This window comes from Crossiella sp. CA198 (assembly GCF_052078295.1).
Classification (GTDB): domain Bacteria; phylum Actinomycetota; class Actinomycetes; order Mycobacteriales; family Pseudonocardiaceae; genus Crossiella.
In genome coordinates, this window is sequence record NZ_JBQJIM010000002.1 from 1 (window position 1) to 18227 (window position 18227).

Annotated in this window: 10 protein-coding genes and 1 rRNA gene; 3 read left to right on the plus strand and 8 right to left on the minus strand. The window is 71.8% G+C overall.

What is annotated here, in order from left to right; genetic code table 11:
• The 6 genes from ACTOWY_RS02465 to ACTOWY_RS02490 form a co-directional block, all read right to left on the minus strand.
• Positions 1-300: ribosomal RNA gene (locus ACTOWY_RS02465) — 16S ribosomal RNA — on the minus strand; the annotation flags it as partial.
• A 390-nt stretch (positions 301-690) separates the two neighbouring features.
• Complete coding sequence (locus tag ACTOWY_RS02470; RefSeq protein WP_441307968.1) at positions 691-4374, minus strand: FkbM family methyltransferase; 3684 nt, start codon at positions 4372-4374, stop codon at positions 691-693.
• A 62-nt stretch (positions 4375-4436) separates the two neighbouring features.
• The gene (locus tag ACTOWY_RS02475; RefSeq protein WP_441307969.1) at positions 4437-5939 is read right to left on the minus strand and encodes an amidase; all 1503 of its coding nucleotides are present in this window, start codon (positions 5937-5939) and stop codon (positions 4437-4439) included.
• Between the two features lie 41 nt (positions 5940-5980).
• The gene (gene glnA / locus ACTOWY_RS02480; protein WP_247759891.1) at positions 5981-7324 is read right to left on the minus strand and encodes a type I glutamate--ammonia ligase; all 1344 of its coding nucleotides are present in this window, start codon (positions 7322-7324) and stop codon (positions 5981-5983) included.
• A gap of 55 nt (positions 7325-7379) precedes the next feature.
• Entirely contained in the window at positions 7380-8924 is a 1545-nt protein-coding gene (locus ACTOWY_RS02485) for an alpha/beta hydrolase (protein ID WP_441307970.1), read from the minus strand.
• Positions 8925-8976: 52 nt separating this feature from the next.
• Complete coding sequence (locus ACTOWY_RS02490) at positions 8977-10566, minus strand: alpha/beta hydrolase (RefSeq protein WP_441307971.1); 1590 nt, start codon at positions 10564-10566, stop codon at positions 8977-8979.
• 72 nt (positions 10567-10638) lie between these two features.
• Here ACTOWY_RS02490 and ACTOWY_RS02495 point away from each other — a divergent pair, with 72 nt between their 5' ends.
• Positions 10639-12360, plus strand: coding sequence for an NAD+ synthase (locus ACTOWY_RS02495; RefSeq protein ID WP_441307972.1), 1722 nt, complete (start codon positions 10639-10641; stop codon positions 12358-12360).
• Positions 12361-12399: 39 nt separating this feature from the next.
• Here ACTOWY_RS02495 and ACTOWY_RS02500 read toward each other — a convergent pair whose 3' ends face one another.
• Positions 12400-12813, minus strand: a complete 414-nt coding sequence (locus tag ACTOWY_RS02500) for a hypothetical protein (RefSeq protein ID WP_441307973.1) — start codon at positions 12811-12813, stop codon at positions 12400-12402.
• A gap of 69 nt (positions 12814-12882) precedes the next feature.
• The gene (gene lysX / locus ACTOWY_RS02505; RefSeq protein ID WP_441307974.1) at positions 12883-16269 is read right to left on the minus strand and encodes a bifunctional lysylphosphatidylglycerol synthetase/lysine--tRNA ligase LysX; all 3387 of its coding nucleotides are present in this window, start codon (positions 16267-16269) and stop codon (positions 12883-12885) included.
• 63 nt (positions 16270-16332) lie between these two features.
• Here lysX and ACTOWY_RS02510 point away from each other — a divergent pair, with 63 nt between their 5' ends.
• Positions 16333-17205 carry an alpha/beta fold hydrolase gene (locus ACTOWY_RS02510; protein ID WP_441307975.1) on the plus strand — a complete coding sequence of 291 codons (873 nt, stop codon included), beginning with the start codon at positions 16333-16335 and terminating at the stop codon, positions 17203-17205.
• 126 nt (positions 17206-17331) lie between these two features.
• The gene (panB, locus tag ACTOWY_RS02515) at positions 17332-18201 is read left to right on the plus strand and encodes a 3-methyl-2-oxobutanoate hydroxymethyltransferase (RefSeq protein ID WP_441307976.1); all 870 of its coding nucleotides are present in this window, start codon (positions 17332-17334) and stop codon (positions 18199-18201) included.
• Positions 18202-18227: the final 26 nt, after the last annotated feature.

The window sequence follows — 18227 nt, forward strand, 5'->3', positions numbered from 1 at the left end:
GGTCGCCCTCTCAGGCCGGCTACCCGTCGTCGCCTTGGTAGGCCATTACCCCACCAACAAGCTGATAGGCCGCGGGCCCATCCTGCACCGCCGGAACTTTCCACAACCCTGGATGCCCAAGGTTGTCATATCCGGTATTAGACCCAGTTTCCCAGGCTTATCCCAGAGTGCAGGGCAGATTACCCACGTGTTACTCACCCGTTCGCCGCTCGTGTACCCCGAAGGGCCTTACCGCTCGACTTGCATGTGTTAAGCACGCCGCCAGCGTTCGTCCTGAGCCAGGATCAAACTCTCCATCAATGAATGGTGTCTGACCACAGACTGTCAGGATCGCTAGACGCAATCCTTTATCAATGTGATCTCAAAGGAACCTCAAACGAGGTTTCAAATATATAAGCTCTACTGGCTTACATCGGCACACTGTTGAGTTCTCAAAGAACACACGCACACCGCACAACCACCAGCCGCAGAGGCCGACAGTTGTTCCGGGGCTTGATTGTCCTGGAAGCTTTTCGGTCACCCACTCTACCACCCTGTGGGCGGGAGCTTGGTTCGTGATCCTACCAGCGGACCGCCACCCGATTTCCCGGGGCCGTTCCGCGCTGGCAGAGAGAAAGTTACGCAGGGCTGGCGCAGAAGTCAAATCGCCTGGCCAGGGGCTTGACGGACGATCAAACCCCCGGTCCGCGATCAGCTTCGGCGGTCCTTGGGACGCAACCAGAGGTGCAGCGCACTGCCTAGACCCGATCGGGCGTCGGCCAACTGGACGATCTCAGCTGGTTCTCGTGACTCATCGGAGCCAACGGGGACCAACTCGTACCCCCAGACGCGGAATTCCTGCAGTACCGCGATCGGATCGGCACCCTGTTCGGTGATGGCCCGGGGCGCGAACGAACACACCACGTGTGGCCGGTCCCGGCGCAACAGGCGGACCAGACCACCCAGCGCACGGTGGCTGAAGCCAGCCGCGTCCACCATGACCACGGACAACCTGAGCTGGCTGATCTCGGGCAACGCCTCGATCGCCTTGTCCAGCCGGACCGCCTGCACGCGTTCGACCTCGGCGTCCGCCTCGGCCTCGTAGACCGAGATCCCGCCGGAGAGCGCCGGCCGCACGCCGAGCGTGGTCACGGTGTCCCAGGCGGCCACGTCGAGCACGGCCAGCCGGTCCGCGATCGGGCCTGGCAGGTTCAGCTCGGCGTTGCGGTGCAGCAGCTCCCGCGCGGTGGCACTGGGCTCGACCGCGACCACCGCACCGCTGGCGCCGAGCCTGCTCAGCACCCGGATCGAGTGGTAGCCGATGTAGGCGCCGACGTCGACGAACACCCCGTCCGGCTCCAGCAGCGAGTCGATCAGGGCGCACACCTCGGGCTGCCACACCCCGTTGCTGGAGAGCAGCGGCAGCATCAGCGCGTCCTCGCTGGGCAGGCGCATCAGCCCGGCCTCGGTCAGCACCACCGAGGACTGCGGCGCGTGCTCGGGTTCGACCGTGGTGCGCTGGTGTTCGCGCAGCACCACCCGGCGCAGCGAGTCCGCGGTGCTGCGGGCCTCCTCCGCGGCGCGGATGCCGGCACCGAGCCTGCTGTCCCGTTCGCGCAGCGAGCCGGCCATCCGGGACTCGAGGTCGTCGATCCGGTCCAGGGTGCGGTCCAGCGCGATGGTCAGCCGGTCAATCCGGTCGGCCAGCTCGGCCACCTGTTTGTCCCTGGTGCTGGACTGGCTGGTGACCGCCTCCTCGATGGTGCGCATGCGGCGGCCCTGGGCGGCCAGGTCGGCCCTGGCCCGGACCACGCCGTCGTCCACACCAACGAGCTGGTCGTCCAGCTGGGCCTGCCGGTCGGTCAGCTCGGCGACCTCGGCGGTCAGGTCCTGGCCGCCCAGGTCGCCGGACTCGATCTCGTGCTGGCGGCGGGCCAGTTCGCTCGCGGTGCGCTCGACGCCGTCGACGACCGCGTTGAGCACCTCGCGCAGGTGGTTGTCGTAGTGGCTGAGCACCCGCAACACGGCCTTGCGCAGCTGCGGGGCCATCGGCATCCGGCTTTCCACGCCGGGATCGGCGCGGCGCAGCAACGCGTGCTTGGCGGACTGGAGTGGGCGCAGCGGGTCCTCGCCGTGGCCGTGCCTGGCCGCGGCGCGGCGGGTGCGCCAGGCACGGAATGCCTGCTCCACGCGTTCCCGGACCTGTTCGCCCGCGATGGCCACGCCGCGGGTGCGCAGCAGGTACTCCCGGCTGGCCGCGCCGAGTTTGGCCGCGGTCTCCGGGTTGTCCGCGATCGCGCGCAGCAGCCGGACCGCGGACTGGGCGTCGGGTTCGCGGCCGCCGGGGTGGCAGGGCACCAGCATCGCGGCGTCGGAGCCGAGCAGTTCGGCGATGGCGCCCGCTTCGGTGGCCAGCACCGGCAGGCCGCGGGTGGCGGCGGAGGCCAGCACCAGCGCGGTGCGGTCGCCGGGCACGCCCTCGGCGCGGTGCAGTGAGACCACGCAGTCGGCGGCGTCGAGCAGGGTGTCGCCGTGGCTTTCCTCGACCAGGATGATCCGCGGGTCGGCCGCGGTGGCCAGGCGGAGTCGCTCGGCGGCTTCCGGATGTTGCTGGGCGCCGTTGACCAGCAGCAACAGGTGCACGTCGTGCCGGTCGGGGAAGGCGGCGAGGAAGGCCGCGACCAGGCCGAGCGCGTTGCCCTGGCGTTCGGCGGAGTGGTCGACGGTGGCGGCGAAGACCACGCCGTCGGCCAGGCCGACCCGGTCCCTGGCGATGGTGCGGGTGTCCGCGTCCACCGCGCCGCGGTCCACCACCGGCAGCGGCATGGTGCGCACCGGCGGCCAGCCGGTGCGTTGCAGCGCGTTGCGGCTGCTGTCGGAGGCGACCCACAGCTCACTGGCCGGGCCGGGCCGCGCGCCGGGCTCGGGCAGCACGTTGATCACGTACCGGTCGGCAGGCGGGGTGGGCGCGCCTGCGCAGCGCAGCACCACCGGGTAGCTCGGTTCGTCGGCCGAGGGCAGGCCGGAGGCGCGCACCGCGGCCCGCAGCAGCTCGGCCTCGGGTCCGGAACCGACCACGCTCACGCCGAGCTGGTCGATCAGGATCGGACCGCGCCCGGCGTCGGCACGGGGCACCGCGCCGGGGTGCAGGCGGCCGGTGGCGACCCCGGCGCCCGCGCACCACTCGCGGAAGCCGGCGGCGTCGCCGTCGAAGGGGTCCGGGTAGCGCTCGCGGAGCGCGGGGTCCTCCCGCCACAGGGCCGCTGCCCAGCGGGAACCGCCCGCGGCGGCCTGGATCGGGTCGCCGGGCGCGCAGGCCCAGCGCAGGAATTCGGCTGCGGTGACACCGAAGGCCGGCGGCGGCGCGGCGTCCGCGCCCTGGGCGGCCTGCCAGTCCCGGCGCAGCTGCGCGGGCAGCGGGATGCCGTCGCCGACCGCGCCGAAGCGGTAGGCCACCGGGTGCGCGGTGTGTCCGGCCCGGACCAGGTCGTTGCGGTAACCGGCGCACAGCTCGGCCAGCGGCGGATGTTCGGAGAGCAGGATCCGCGGGCGGTCGGCGAGTTCGGCGGAGAGCAGCCACGGGCGCTGCGGGTCGAACCCGGCGAAGTGCACGGTGCGCAGCGGGGTCTGGTCCACCAGCAGGGTGCCCGCCTCGTCGCGGCGGACCGCACGCTGGCCTGCGTTCCAGGCGGACACGCCGATACCGGGGTCGCGCAGCACGTGGTGGTCGACCAGGGCGGGCGCGCCGTCGAGGAAGGCGCCCGCGGCGTCGGGAGCCTCGCGGACCTGTTCGGCCCAGGTGTCCAGGAACTCCTCCGCGCCGGGGGTGACCGCGAGGAAGCCGGGGTCGAAGGTGCCCGCGGCGAGCAGTTCGGCCGGGCCGGGGCGGCGGCCGTCCCTGGGCAGCGGCCGCAGCACCCGCGGGACCAGCACGACCGGCACCCTGGCGGCGGCGGACAGCACCGCTTCGGCGACCGAGTCGAGCACGACCACGCTCGGGTCCAGGTAGAGCACCGGGCCGCCCTCGCCGATGAGGTGGGTGAGCAGCCGGGGTTGCAGCACCGCGCACAGCTCGCGCGCGGTGCACGCGGTGGCCAGGCGGTGCAGTTCCTCGGTGGACACGCCGATGTCGGCCGGGGTCAGCACCCCTGGCCCGGCCGCGTCCGGATCGGCGTCCACCACCAGCGCGATGAACTGGCCGTCCTGGTGGTTGCCGAGGAAGGAGGTGGTGAGCACGCGCACCGCGGGCAGCTGGGCCCTGGTGGCCACCGTGCAGGCCCGCAGGACCACCGGGGGTGCGGCCGCGGGGTCGGGCGTGACCGCCGGTTGCGGCGGGTCGGGCAGCTCGACACGCGGCACGGCCAACGGCTGGGCGGTGACGAAGGTTTCGGTCACATCGGCCAACCTAGCCGCCGCCGGGTCGTTCCCCGAGTCCGCGAAAACATCCTGTTGATCACTCAACGGGCGGCCCCAAGATCGTTGACGGCGAGCCGCGGCAGGAGTAGCGGGGCTCGGCGGACCGGGTTGACCTGCTCGAAAGCCGTGGCGATGGCGAGCACCCCGGCGTCCTGCCAGCGGCCGGCGAAGATGGACAGGCCGACCGGGAGGGGGCCGGCGAATCCTGCCGGAACTGACACGTTCGGGTAACCCGCGACCGCGGCCGGGGTGGAGGAGCTGAGCCGGTAGTCATCGCCTGCCGGATAGTCGGTGCGCCAGGCCGGGGCGTTGCTGGGTGCGATGAGCGCGTCGAGTTGTTGGGCGGCAAGGGTTTCGTCGATGGCGGCGCGGGCCAGCCGGGTGATCCGGGCGCGCTGGGCCAGGTAGCCGGGGTCGGTGCGGGCCGGTGCGGTCAGGGCCTTCTCGAAGAGTTCCTGGCCGAACCGGTGTAACTCGATCGGGTCCGCGCGGTTGAACTCGACCAGGTCGGCGAGGGTGCGCGGGCCGCAGGGGAACGGCGGGCAGGCGGCCAGGTAGCGCTCCAGGTCGTGCCGGAATTCGGTGAGCAGGCAGGGGAACTCGCCGTCGGTGATCTCCCGCTGGTACGGCAGGTCGACCTCGAGCACGGTGGCGCCCGCGCCGCGCAGGACCTCCACGGCGGCCGAGATCACCTGGTCGGCGGCCAGGTCCACACCGGCCCGCCGCCACAGGCCGAGGCGGAGGCCGGCCAGTGCGACGGGTGCGGCGGACCCGGGTGGGATGGCGTGGGTGGCCGGGTCGGCGGGGTCGCGGCCGCGCAGCACGGCCAGGGTGAGGGCGACGTCGATCACATGCCGGGCCAGCGGGCCCGCGGTGTCCTGCTCGGCCGAGATCGGGATCACACCGGTGCGGCTGATCAGGCCGAGGGTGGGTTTGAGGCCGACCACGCCGGTGGCGCCCGCGGGGCAGACGATCGAGCCGTCGGTCTCGGTGCCGACGGCGACCTGGGCTAGCGAGGCGGCGACCGCGACCGCGGAGCCGGAGGAGGAACCGGCCGGGTTGTGGTCCAGCACATGGGGATTCGCGGTCTGCCCGCCCAGCGCGGACCAGCCGGAGGTGGAGCCCGTAGAGCGGAAGTTGGCCCACTCGGACAGGTTGGTCTTGCCCAGGATGATCGCGCCGGCGGCCTTGAGCGCGCGGACCAGCACGGCGTCGGCCGGCTGGTGGCAGCGCAGCGCGCGAGAGCCCGCGGTGGTGACACCGGCGCCGATGTTGTCCTTGAGCAGCACCGGGATGCCATCCAGCGGGCCGAGCCGGTGACCGGTGCGGTGGCGTTCGTCGCTGGCGTGCGCCGCGGTCAGGGCGGCGGGTTCGGTACGGATGACCGCGCGCAGCAGCGGGTCCAGGGTGTGGATCCGGTGCAGGTAGGCGGTGGTCAGCTCGGTCGGGGTGAACTCCCCGGTGGCCATCCGGGACTGGAGGCTGGGGATGGTGGCCGCGTCCAGCTCACCCGCGAGGGTGGTGACCATCCGGAGGCGGCGCATGCCTCCACCTCATCCTCCGGATGGTCCAGCGGTCAAGAGGGTCAGAGCATTGGCAGATAAGTGCGCAGCTCATACGGGGTGACCTGGCGGCGGTAGGCGTCCCACTCCGCGCGCTTGTTGCGCAGGAAGTAGTCGAAGACGCCCTCGCCCAGGGTTTCCGCGAGCAGTTCGGAGTTCTCCATCGCGGTCAGCGCCTCGGTGAGGTTCTGCGGCAGGCTGTCATAGCCCGCGGCGCGGCGCTCGGACTCGGTGAGCGACCACACATCGTCCTCGGTGGGCGGCGCGAGTTCGTAGCCCTCGCGCACGCCCTTGAGCCCGGCCGCCAGGACCACCGCGTAGGCCAGGTACGGGTTGCAGGCCGAGTCGATGCTGCGGATCTCCACCCGGCGCGAGGATGCCTTGCCAGGGGAGTACATCGGCACCCGGACCAGCGCGGACCGGTTGGCGTGGCCCCAGCAGACCGCGGTCGGGGCCTCGCCGCCGACGATGAGCCGCTTGTAGGAGTTGACCCACTGGTTGGTGACCGCGCTGATCTCGCGGGCGTGCTTGAGCAGGCCGGCCACGAACGCCTTGCCGGTGCCGGACAGTTCGTAGGGGTCCTCGCTGTCGTAGAAGGCGTTGCGGTCGCCCTCGAACAGGCTGACGTGGGTGTGCATGCCCGAACCGGGCTGGTCGGAGAAGGGTTTGGGCATGAAGGAGGCGCGCACGCCGTCCTTGATCGCCACCTCCTTCACCACGTACCGGAAGGTCATCACGTTGTCGGCCATGGTCAGCGCGTCGGCGTAGCGCAGGTCGATCTCCTGCTGGCCGGGCGCGCCCTCGTGGTGGCTGAACTCCACCGAGATGCCCATGGCCTCCAGGGCCTCGATGGCGTGCCTGCGGAAGTGCGGGGCGGTGTCGTGGCTGGCCTGGTCGAAGTAGCCGCCGTTGTCCGCGGGCTCGGGTTCGGTGCCGTCGTTGGTGAGCTTGCTGAGCAGGAAGAACTCGATCTCGGGGTGCACGTAGCAGGTGAACCCGGCCTCGCTGGCCTTGGACAGGGTGCGGCGCAGCACGTGCCGGGGGTCCGACCAGCAGGGCGAACCGTCGGGCATGGTGATGTCGCAGAACATGCGCGCGGAGTAGAGCTGGCCGTCCGCGGTCTCCCAGGGCAGCACCTGGAAGGTGGCCGGGTCGGGTTTGGCGACCATGTCGGACTCATAGACCCTGGCGAAGCCCTCGATCGCCGAGCCGTCGAAGCCGATGCCTTCGGCGAAGGCGCCCTCCAACTCGGCCGGGGCGACGGCTACCGACTTGAGGAAGCCGAGCACGTCGGTGAACCACAGCCGGACGAACCGGATGTCGCGTTCCTCCAGCGTGCGCAGCACGAATTCCTGCTGGCGATCCATGGCGTAACCCTAAATGCTCGGCTGTGGGACTTGGGTCGATGTTGTGGCGTGCCGCTCAACCTGGACAGCGGATGTTGTCCGCGGGCGGGGTCGAGTCGAGCAGGTACCTGGTGACCGGGTCGTCCACGCACTTGTTCCCGCGCAGCAGGAACGCGCCGTGCTGGGTGGCCTCCACCGTCACCAGGTGCGCGTTGAGCGCCTTGGCCAGCTCGATGCCCGCCTGGTGCGGGGTGGCCGGGTCGCCGGTGGTGGAGATGACCACGGTGCGCGGCAGGCCGTCGGCCTTGGGCTGGTGGGGCTTGCCGGTGGGCGGGACCGGCCAGTGCGCGCACACGTCCAGCGCGGCCACCGGCGGTTCCGGGTCGGGTTTGCCGCCGCGGATCTCGCGCAGTTTGTCCGCGATCTTGCGGGTGTTCGCCTCGACCTGGGCGCGGTCGGTGACCGGCGGGGTGTCCACGCAGTTCACCGCGGTGAGCAGGTCGGTGTCCCCGGCGTAGCTGCCGTCCTCGGCGCGGCCCAGGTAGGCATCGGCGAAGGCCAGCACGAGTTCGCCCTGACCGGCCTGCAGGGCGAGCAGGGCCAGGTTGAGGGTGGGCCACTGCTCCTGGGTGTAGAGCGCGGCGGTCAGCGCGATGCCGACGTCGTTGGCCGAGAGCTTGCGGGCGCCGACCTTGAGCGGGGTCTTCTTCAACGGGTCGGTGAGCTTGTCCAGGTTGTCCTCGGCCAGCTCCGGTTTGCGGCCCAGCGCGCAGGCGGCCTGCTTGGCGCAGTCCTTGGCGAAGGCGGCGAATGCCTTGGCGAAGCCCTCCTCCTGGGCGAGCTGGGCGGCGGAGAGGTCCTGGTTCGGGTCGACCGCGCCGTCCAGGACCATCGCGCGGACCTTGTCCGGGTGGTTCTCCGCGTAGGCGGTGCCGATCCGGGTGCCGTAGGAGTAGCCGACGTAGCTGAGCTTGGCGTCACCGAGGGCGGCGCGCAGCAGGTCCAGGTCCTTGGCGACCTCGCGGGTGCCGAGCACGGCGAGCACGTCCTTGCCGGTGCGTTCGGCGCACTTGTCCGCGACCTGCTTGGCCTCGGCCTCGGTCCGGGCCACCGCGTCCGGCGCGGCCGGGTCGATGTGGATCAGGCGCTGGGCGTCACGTTCGGCCGCGTCCAGGCAGCGGACCTTGGGTTCGGAGGCGCCGACCCCGCGCGGGTCGAAGCCGATCAGGTCGAAGCGCTTGCGCAGCTCGACCATCTTGGGGCCCTCGACGGCGAGGTGGCTCATGCCGGACTGGCCGGGTCCACCCGGGTTGAACACCAGCGAGCCGATCCGGCCCGCCTGCTCGGTGGCGGCCACCCGGAGCACGCCAAGGGAGATCGTCTTCTCCCCCGGTTTGGCGTGGTCCAGCGGCACGGTGAGCTTGGCGCACTCCAGGCCCTGACCGGCGAAGGCCTCCTGCTGCTGGCTGGAGGCGGCCAGCGGCGGGCACGGTCCCCAGCTCAGTTTCTGGGCGTACAGCTTGTCCAGCGCCGGATCCGTCCTGGGTGGTTCGGGGGCACTCGGCGTGCACGCGGCCAGCAGCAGGAGCGCGGCGAGCAGGCCGGTGGCTTTCAGGGTCACGGCGTCACTCTGCCCGGTGGCCCCGGCGGCCGCCCGCCGGGGCTGCCCAAGTTCAGCCGATGCAGCGGGTGTCCGGGGCGGGCAGGGCCAGTTCGGTCAGGTAGGCGGTGCCCGCGGTGTCCACGCACTGGTTGCCCTGGGCGAAGACGGTGTGCTGGGTGCCGACGAAACTCAGCAGCGCGCCGCCGAGCGCCTGGGCCAGTTCGACCCCGGCCTGGTAGGGCGTTGCCGGGTCGCCGGTGGTGGAGATGACCAGGACCTTGGGCAGGCCGTCGACCTGGGGCAGGTGCGGCCGGCTGGTCACCGGGACCGGCCAGAACGCGCAGGCGTCCCTGGCCGGGCTGGGCGGGTTGCCGTCGTCGAGGAAGGGCGCGGCGGCGCGGTAGCGGCGGTCCAGCTCGCGGCGCTGGTCCGGGTCGGTGGTGCGCGGGTCGTCCACGCAGCGGATCGCGGTGAACACGTCGTTGAGGTTGCTGTACTTCCCGTCCTCGCCGCGGCCGTAGTAGGTGTCGGCCAGTCGCATCAGGGTCTCGCCCCTGCCCTGTTTCAGCTCGGTCAGCCCTGTGCGCAGCGGCTCCCACAGCTGCTGGCTGTACATCGCCTGGATCACCGCGGTGGTGGCGTCGGAGTAGGACAGCTTGCGGCCGCCGGTGGCCTCGGCCGGGGTGCTGGTCAGCGGTTTCATCAGGGCCCGGAACGCGGGGACCGCGCCATCGGCGGTGCGCCCGAGCGGGCAGGCCTGCTGCTTGAGGCAGTCCTTGGCGAAGGTGTCGAAGGCCTTCTGGAAGCCCGCGCCCTGGGCCAGGAGTTCAGCGGCCGGGTCCTGGTCCGGGTCGAGCGCGCCGTCCAGGATCATCGCCCGCACGTTGCCGGGGAACGCCTCGGCGTAGGCGGTGCCGATCCGGGTGCCGTAGGAGTAGCCGAGGTAGTTGAGCTTGGGCTCACCCAGCGCCGAGCGCAGCACGTCGACGTCCTTGACCACGTCCCTGGTGCCCACGGTGGCCAGCAGCGCCTCGCCGACCCGCTGCTGACACCGGGTGGCCAGTTCCTTCTCCTCGGCCTCGGTCTGGGTGATCCCGGCTGGCGAGCTGTCCAGGTCGAGGTCCAGGCGTTCGGCGTCGCGTTCGGCGTCGGTGCGGCAGCGCACCTGGGGTTCGCTGGCGCCGACCCCGCGCGGGTCGAAGCCGACCAGGTCGAACCGGCGGGTGATCTCCAGCCGCTGTCCTGGCGCGGTGGCGCTGGCGCCGAGCTGGGCGGCGGCGCTCATCCCGGAACCGCCGGGGCCGCCGGGGTTGAGCACCAGCGCGCCGATCCGGCTGGCCGGTTCGGTGGCCGGACGGCGCAGCAGGCCGAGGCTGATGGTCGGCCCGTCCGGCCTGGCGTAGTCCAGCGGGACGGTCAGCCGCGCGCACTGGGCGTCCCGCCGGGCGAAGGCCAGCGCCTGGTCCTCACCGCGCACGTAACTCTCGCAGCGGCCCCAGCCGAGGCGCTGGCCGTAGAAGTTCTCCAGACCTGGCGGCACGGCACCCGCCGGTCCGCGTTGCTCCACCTGGACGGCTTCGGCTGGGCCACCTGCGATGGGGTTCACGCAGGCAGTGGTGAGCAGCAGCACGGCCAGGGCGGGTATCAGGAGCCGGTTCACCTGTTCGATACTGCCAGGCGAAAACTGTCCTGCCTCGGTACATCGCTGGAGTCGTTGGGAGAAGATAGTCAGATGACGCAGTTGCGCATCGCCCTGGCACAGGTCAACGCCTGCGTCGGCGACCTGGTCGGAAACGCGAAGATGGTCGTGGAGTGGACGAGCAAGGCCGTGCAGGCCGGCGCCCACCTGGTGGCCTTCCCCGAGATGGTGCTCACCGGCTACCCCGTGGAGGACCTGGCCCTGCGCGAGTCCTTCGCCGCCGCCTCCCGGGCGGCCGTGGACGAGCTGGCCGAGCGACTGGCCGCGGCGGGCTGCGGCGACGCGCTCGTGGTGGTCGGCTACCTGGACCGGGACGAGGCGGGCCCGCGCAACGCGGCCACGCTGATCCAGGACGGCAGGGTCGTCGCCCGGTGCGCCAAGCACCACCTGCCCAACTACGGCGTCTTCGACGAGTTCCGGTACTTCGTGCCCGGCCAGGCGCTGCCGATCGTGCGCCTGCACGGGGTGGACGTCGGCGTGGTCATCTGCGAGGACATCTGGCAGGACGGCGGGCCGGTGGCCGCCTACGGGCAGGCCGGGGTGGACCTGGTGGTCTGCGTCAACGGCTCGCCGTATGAGCGGAACAAGGACGACGCGCGCGGGCCGCTGGTGGCCCGGCGGGCCGCGGAGGCCGGGGCGCCGATGGCCTATGTGAACCTGGTCGGCGGCCAGGACGAGCTGGTCTTCGACGGCGATTCGCTGGTGGTCAGCGCCGAGGGCGAGATCCTCACCAGGGCGCCGCAGTTCGTCGAGCACCTCACCGTGCTCGACCTGGACCTGACCTCGGGCGGGCACACCGGGACCGGCGACATCGGCGGGTTCGAGGTCAGCCGGACCGTGCTCAGCGAGCACCCGCTGCCCGCGTATGAGGCCCAGCCCGCTCCCCCGGTGGCCGAACCACTCAGCGAAGAGGCCGAGGTGTGGCACGCGCTGGTCACCGGGCTGCGCGACTACGTCACCAAGAACAAGTTCCGCTCGGTGGTGTTCGGCTTCTCCGGCGGCATCGACTCCGCGGTGGTGGCCGCGCTGGCCGCGGACGCGCTCGGCGCGGACGCGGTGCACGGCGTGTCCATGCCGAGCGACTATTCCTCCGAGCACTCCAAGTCCGACGCGGCCGAGCTGGCCCGGCGGCTGGGCACGCACTACGAGACCAGGGCGATCGGCGAGGTGGTCAAGGTCTTCGTGGAGCAGCTCGGGCTGACCGGGCTGGCCGAGGAGAACGTGCAGGCCCGCGCCCGCGGCGTGACGCTGATGGGGCTGTCCAACCAGCACGGGCACCTGGTGCTGGCCACCGGCAACAAGACCGAGCTGGCGGTGGGCTACTCCACCATCTACGGCGACGCGGTCGGCGGGTTCGCCCCGATCAAGGACGTGCCCAAGACGCTGGTCTGGCGGCTGGCCCGCTGGCGCAACGCCGAGGCGGACAAGCGCGGCGAGGTGCCGCCGATCCCGGAGAACTCGATCTCCAAGCCGCCCTCGGCCGAGCTGCGGCCCGACCAGAAGGACTCCGACAGCCTGCCGGACTACCCGCTGCTGGACGCGGTGCTGGACGAGTACGTCGAGGGCGACAAGGGCTTCACCGAGCTGCTCGCGGCAGGCTTCGACCAGGCCCTGGTGGAGCGGGTGCTGCAACTGGTGGACCGGGCCGAGTACAAGCGCCGCCAGTACCCGCCGGGCACCAAGATCACCTTCAAGGCGTTCGGGCGGGACCGGCGGCTGCCGATCACCAATCTCTGGCGCGAGCACCACAGCTGACGCGGGACCTGGCCCAGCTCGCGGAGCTGGGCCAGGGGTTCAGCGCCCGCAATAGCTGGCCACCGACAGCGGCCCGTACCGGCCCGGCCTGGCCGGTGGTGTGCGGACCGCGGTGGACAGGCCGAGCACCAGCAACAGCATCGCGGTGCTCAGGTGCAGGATGTTGTCCGCGGTGGTGGCCAGGAACGGTCCGCTGCCGGTCAGCGCCAGTCCCAGGGTGCCCGCGACCCCGGCCAGCGCCCCGGACAGCAGCTGCGCGCCGGTGCCGCAGCGACCGCCCGCGGTGCCGCCGACCAGCAGGATCGCGCCCAGCGCCAGATGTAGCCAGCTGTGCGCGAGATCGGCGGTGAACACACCGAGCAGGGTGTTGCCCGGCGCGTTCAGCCCGAGCACACCCACCATGAGATAGCCGCCGCCCAGGATGGTGGTCGGCAGCCGGGTGGAGACAACCATGGGGTAGATCCTGCTCCGGAACGCCGTTCCCGGCTGCGAAACGGCGCACACTCGCCAGTTGCGGTCCGATTACCGTCTGCGCCCCAGTGGGCGGGCGAACGGGAACAGCACGGTCTGCCGGATGGACGCGCCCGAGAGCATCATCAGCAGCCGGTCCACGCCGATGCCCAGGCCGCCGGTGGGCGGCATGCCGTACTCCAGCGCGCGCAGGAAGTCCTCGTCCAGCTCCATCGCCTCGACATCGCCGCTGGCCGCGCGCAGCGACTGGGCCTCCAGGCGGTCGCGTTGCTCGACCGGATCGGTCAGCTCGGAGTAGGCGGTGCCGATCTCGCTGCCGAAGGCGACCAGGTCCCAGCGTTCGGCCAGCCGCGGGTCCACCCGGTGCCTGCGGGTCAGCGGCGAGCCCTCGGCCGGGAAGTCGCGGTAGAACACCGGGGCGCCGGTGCGGGCCTCCACCAGGTGGTCGTAGAGGTGCTGGATCAGCTGGGCGTGCCCGGCGTCATCGGCCACGGTGAGCCCGGCGCGCTGGTTGTGCGCGCGCAGTTCGGCCCGGCCGCTGTCCGGGGTGATCTCCTCGCCGAGCGCGGTGGAGATCGCCTGGTAACAGCCGATCACCGGCCACTCCCCGGAGAGGTCGTGCTCGACGATCTTGCCCGCGCGGTCGCGGTGCCGGGCGATCGGCGCACCGTAGGCGGCGGTGGCCGCGCGCTGCACCAGTTCCCTGGTCAGTCGCAGCATGGTGTCGTAGTCGGCGTAGGCCTGGTACGCCTCCAGCATGGTGAACTCGGGGTTGTGCGTGCCGTCCGCGCCCTCGTTGCGGAAGTTGCGGTTCAGCTCGAAGACCCGGTCCACCCCGGCCACGCACAGCCGTTTGAGGTACAGCTCGGGCGCGATCCGCAGGTACATCCGCATGTCGTAGGCGTTGATGTGGGTGACGAACGGGCGCGCGTTGGCCCCGCCGTGCACCGCCTGCAGCATCGGGGTCTCGACTTCCAGGTAGTCCCGGTCGTGCAGGAAGTCGCGGACCGAGCGGATCACCGTGCTGCGCAACCGCAGCATCTGCCCGGCGTCCGGGTTGACCGCCAGATCCAGGTAGCGCTGCCGGACCTTGGCCTCCGGGTCGGACAGGCCCTTACGCCGATCCGGCAACGGGTGCAGGCACTTGGCGGTCATCTCCCACTCGGTGGCCAGCACGGACAGCTCGCCGCGGCGGGTGGTGACCACCTGGCCGATCACGCCGACCTGATCGCCGATGTCCACGGCCAGTTTCCAGTCGTCCAGCAGCGCCTTGCCCAGCGCGTCCACCGCGAGCATCACCTGGAGTTCGCCGGTGAGATCGCGCAGCACCGCGAAGCAGAGCTGGCCCAGTTCGCGTTTGGCCACCACCCGTCCGGCGATGCGCACTTGCACGCCGGTGTGGCTGTCCGGGGCCAGTCCGTCGTGCGCGGCCCGGATCTCGCCGAGGGTGAGTTCGCGGTCGAAGTTCACCGGGTATGGGTCGATGCCCAGTTCCCGCAACCGGTCCAGCTTGCGGCGGCGCACCCGGACCTGCTCGGGCAGCCGCGCGGCCGGGGCGCGCACGGTGCGGGCGCGTTCCTCGATCTGGGCGACCTGGCGGACGAACTCCGCGGCCACCTCGCCGGTGCGCAGGTCGCGGGCGGAGTTGCGGCGCAGGGTGCGGGTGGCTGGCAGGAAACCCTCGGCGACCCCGGCCACGATGCTGACCCTGGGCAGTTTCCGGGAGCCGGGGAAGCACAGGTACCGCGGTTCCCAGCGCGGGCCGTACTTGGCGTTGGCCCGGTAGAGCGATTCCAGCTGGAAGACCCGGGAGAACAGGCTCAGCACCCGTTTCCACAGCCGCAGCACCGGTCCGGCGCCCAGTTGCGCGCCCTCCTCGAATACCGCCCGGAACATCGCGAAGTTCAGCGAGATGCGTTGCACGCCAAGGCGTCCGCTGGCCGCGGCCAGTTCGGAGACGAGGAACTCGTTGAGCCCGTTCTCGGCCTGCCGGTCCCGCCGCATCAGGTCAAGGGACAGGCCGGTGCGGCCCCAGGGCACGAAGGAGAGCAGGCCGCGCAGCTTGCCGCCGGCGTCGTAGGCCTCGACCATCACGCAGCGCCCGTCGCTGGCGTCGTCCAGGCGGCCCAGCGCCATGGAGAACCCGCGTTCGCTGCCCTCGCCGCGCCACTCCTGGGCCAGGTCGACCAGTTTGCCCAGCTCGTGCGGTGGGATCTCGCCGTGGCGGCGGATCCGCGCGGTGTACCCGGCGCGTTCCAGCCTGCTCACCGCCTGCCGGACCGCGCGGCGGTGCCTGCCGGTGAGACTGAAGTCGCGGACCTCCAGGATCGCCTCGTCGCCGATCTCCAGCACCTTCAGCCCGGCCGCGGCGTAGGCGTGCGCGCCGTGCTCGGAGGCGCCCAGCACCCCTGGCACCCAGCCGTAACGGCGGGCCTCGGCCAGCCAGGCGTGGATGGCCTGCGGCCAGTAGTCCGGATCGCCGAGTGGATCACCGCTGGCCAGGCTGGTGCCGCCGAGCACCCGGTAGGTGACCGCGGCCTGCGCGTTCGGCGCGAACAGCACGCTCTTGTCCCGGCGGGTGGCGAAGTAGCCGAGTGAGTCGCGTTCGCCGTGCTCGGCCAGCAGCTCACGCAGCCGCAGCTCCTCGGCCGGGGACATCAGCCGCTGGGTGCGCACGCCGCGGAAGAACACCGCCAGCGCGTACCCCAGCACCACCGCGCTGAGCAGGCTGAGCGTGACGCTGAGCGAGCCGGGCCCGTCCACCACGCCGAGCTGGCGGGCGGGCGGGATCTCGCCGGTGACCTGGTTGAGCACCCACAGCAGCCGGTCGGTCGGCTCGAAGGCGGAGTCCGGGTACAGGTGGGTCAGGCCCCAGCCGATCCAGACCACCACGACCATGCCGGAGCCGAGCACGGCCATCGCCCGCCGCCAGGCCCCGATGGCCAGCCGGGCCGGGAAGGCGGGCACGAGCAGTAGCAGGAACAGCGAGATGGCCACCGTGGTCAGCGGCCGCCACCAGGCGTAGTCCAGGATCTCCTCGACCAGCTCCGGCTGCATCTCCATGGCCGCCGGGAACAGCCAGGCCAGCAGCAACGCGCTCAGCGAGATGGTCAGGTTGATCATCTGAAACAGCAGTAACGTCCACAGCGCGGCCCGTTTGCGCCTGCGCAGCGCGGCGCCGAGCACCGCGAGCACCAGGATGATCACCATGTTCGGCTCGACCGGCAGGCCGAGGGCGTTGAAGACCTCGCCGAAGAGCACCACCGGCGCGTTGTAGTCGTCCTCGGCGACATCGCCGTGCAGGTCGGTCACGGTGAACAGCAGCAGGCAGGACAGCACGGACAGCTGCACCACGGTGGCCACGATCCCGGCCGCCCGGCTCTGCCACCTCGGCAGGGCCGTCCGGATCGCCGCTTCGTCCGCAGTGTGCCGCCTCACGGTGCTCACCGTATTCGATCTGCCGATCCACCCGGTCCGCAGGCGATGCGGCAGGCTGGCGGGGTGCCCTCGCTGATCTCCTCGCCCGCCGGGCTGCTGCGGGTCGAGGTGGACGGTCCCGCCGCCGCCGAGGTGGTCGTGCTCTCCGCCGGACTCGGCGGCGGCTGGTTCGACTGGCCCGCGGTGGTCGCTCTGCTGGCCGCTGACCTGCGGGTGGTGTGTTTCGACCGGCCCGGCACCGGCGACAGCGGACCTGCATTGGCCCCACCAAGTCTGGCCCGCGAGGTGGCCGTGCTGGACGCGGTGCTCGACGGGGTGGGCGCGGCGCGGGCGGTGCTGGTCGGGCACTCCATCGCCGGGCTGCACGTGGAGGGCTACGCCCGGCTGCGCCCGGATCGGGTGGCCGGGGCGGTGCTGCTGGACCCGAGCCCGGAGCCGCCGGGGGTGGGCAGGCCCTTCGACGGGGAGGCGGTCTTCGCCCGGGTGCTGCTCGCGCTCGGACGGGTGCCCGGGATGCGGCGGCTGGGCCGGGCGCTGGCCGGCTGGTCCGGTCCGGCCAGCCGCCGGTCCGTGCTGCGCACCGGCAGTCACACCCACCGCGAGGTGGCGCCGCTGGACCGGATCGAGGCAGTGTACCGGCGGCCGGAGGTGATCGGCGCGATCCTGGACGAGCTGGCCGCCTACCCGGACCTGGTCGCCGAACTGGAGGCGGTGCGCGCCAGGCACCCGCTGCCCGAACTGCCCTGGCTGGTGCTCACCGCGGCCGGGGCCCTTGGCAGGCCCCGGCAGGCCCGGCGGATCCTGGCCGGACACGCCCGGCTGGCCCGGCTGGTCCCCGGTGGCGGGCATGAACTGGTCCAGCGCTGCGGGCACATGATGCCGCTGGACCGGCCGGACACAGTGGCCGAGGCGGTGCGCCGGGTCAAGGGGGTGTGAAGCTGCTCCCACCGGCGTGCCGAGGTGTGCACCACGTGTCACGCTGAGCTGGCACTGCATTTTCCCAGCGAACCCGGGGACCCGCGTGAGGTCGGGCCTCGAGGGGCGAGGAGAGGACGGTCAACGATGACTGCTGTGTCCCATGGCGAAGGCCAGGCCCCCTACGGCACCGGAGCGGCCCCCGCGCCGGGTGGCCCGACCAAGCGGGTCCGGGTGCACCACCTGCGTGAGCTAAAGGAACGCGGCGAGCCGTGGCCCATGCTCACCGCGTACGACACCTTCACCGCCGCGATCTTCGACCAGGCCGGGATCCCGGTGCTGCTGGTCGGCGATTCGGCCGCGAACACCGTCTACGGCTACCAGACCTCGCTGCCGGTCACGGTCGAGGAGATGCTGCCGCTGGTCCGGGCGGTCACCCGCTCGGTGAAGAAGGCACTGGTGGTCGCCGACCTGCCGTTCGGCTCCTACCAGGTCTCCCCCGAACAGGCGCTCACCACCGCGGTCCGGTTCATGAAGGACGGCCAGGCGCACGCGGTGAAGCTGGAGGGCGGCCGCCGGTTCGCCGCGCACGTGGAGGCGATCACCAGCGCGGGCGTGCCGGTGATGGGCCACCTCGGTTTCACCCCGCAGAGCGAGCACAACCTGGGCGGCTACCGGGTGCAGGGCCGCGGCGACGCCGGGGACGAGATGGTCGCCGACGCGATGGCGCTGCAGGAGGCCGGGGCGTTCGCGGTGGTGCTGGAGATGGTGCCTGCCGATGTGGCCAAGCGGATCACCTCCGAGCTGGCCATCCCGACCGTGGGCATCGGCGCAGGCCCGGACTGCGACGCGCAGGTGCTGGTGTGGCAGGACATGGCCGGGCTCAACCAGGGCAAGGCGCCCCGCTTCGTCAAGCGTTACGCCGATGTCGGCGGCATGATCGCGGGCGCGGCGAACGAGTTCGCGGCCGAGGTACGCGGACGCCAGTTCCCGGCGCCGGAGCACGTTTTCCACTGAACGCACACACAAACGGCGGCCGCTCC

Excerpts from the sequence above, each read along its gene's own strand:
- panB (WP_441307976.1), top strand. The coding sequence starts at position 17,332 with ATGACTGCTGTGTCCCATGGCGAAGGCCAGGCCCCCTACGGCACCGGA.
- glnA (WP_247759891.1), bottom strand. The coding sequence starts at position 7,324 with ATGGATCGCCAGCAGGAATTCGTGCTGCGCACGCTGGAGGAACGCGAC.
- ACTOWY_RS02495 (WP_441307972.1), top strand. The coding sequence starts at position 10,639 with ATGACGCAGTTGCGCATCGCCCTGGCACAGGTCAACGCCTGCGTCGGC.
- ACTOWY_RS02475 (WP_441307969.1), bottom strand. The coding sequence starts at position 5,939 with ATGCGCCGCCTCCGGATGGTCACCACCCTCGCGGGTGAGCTGGACGCG.
- ACTOWY_RS02500 (WP_441307973.1), bottom strand. The coding sequence starts at position 12,813 with ATGGTTGTCTCCACCCGGCTGCCGACCACCATCCTGGGCGGCGGCTAT.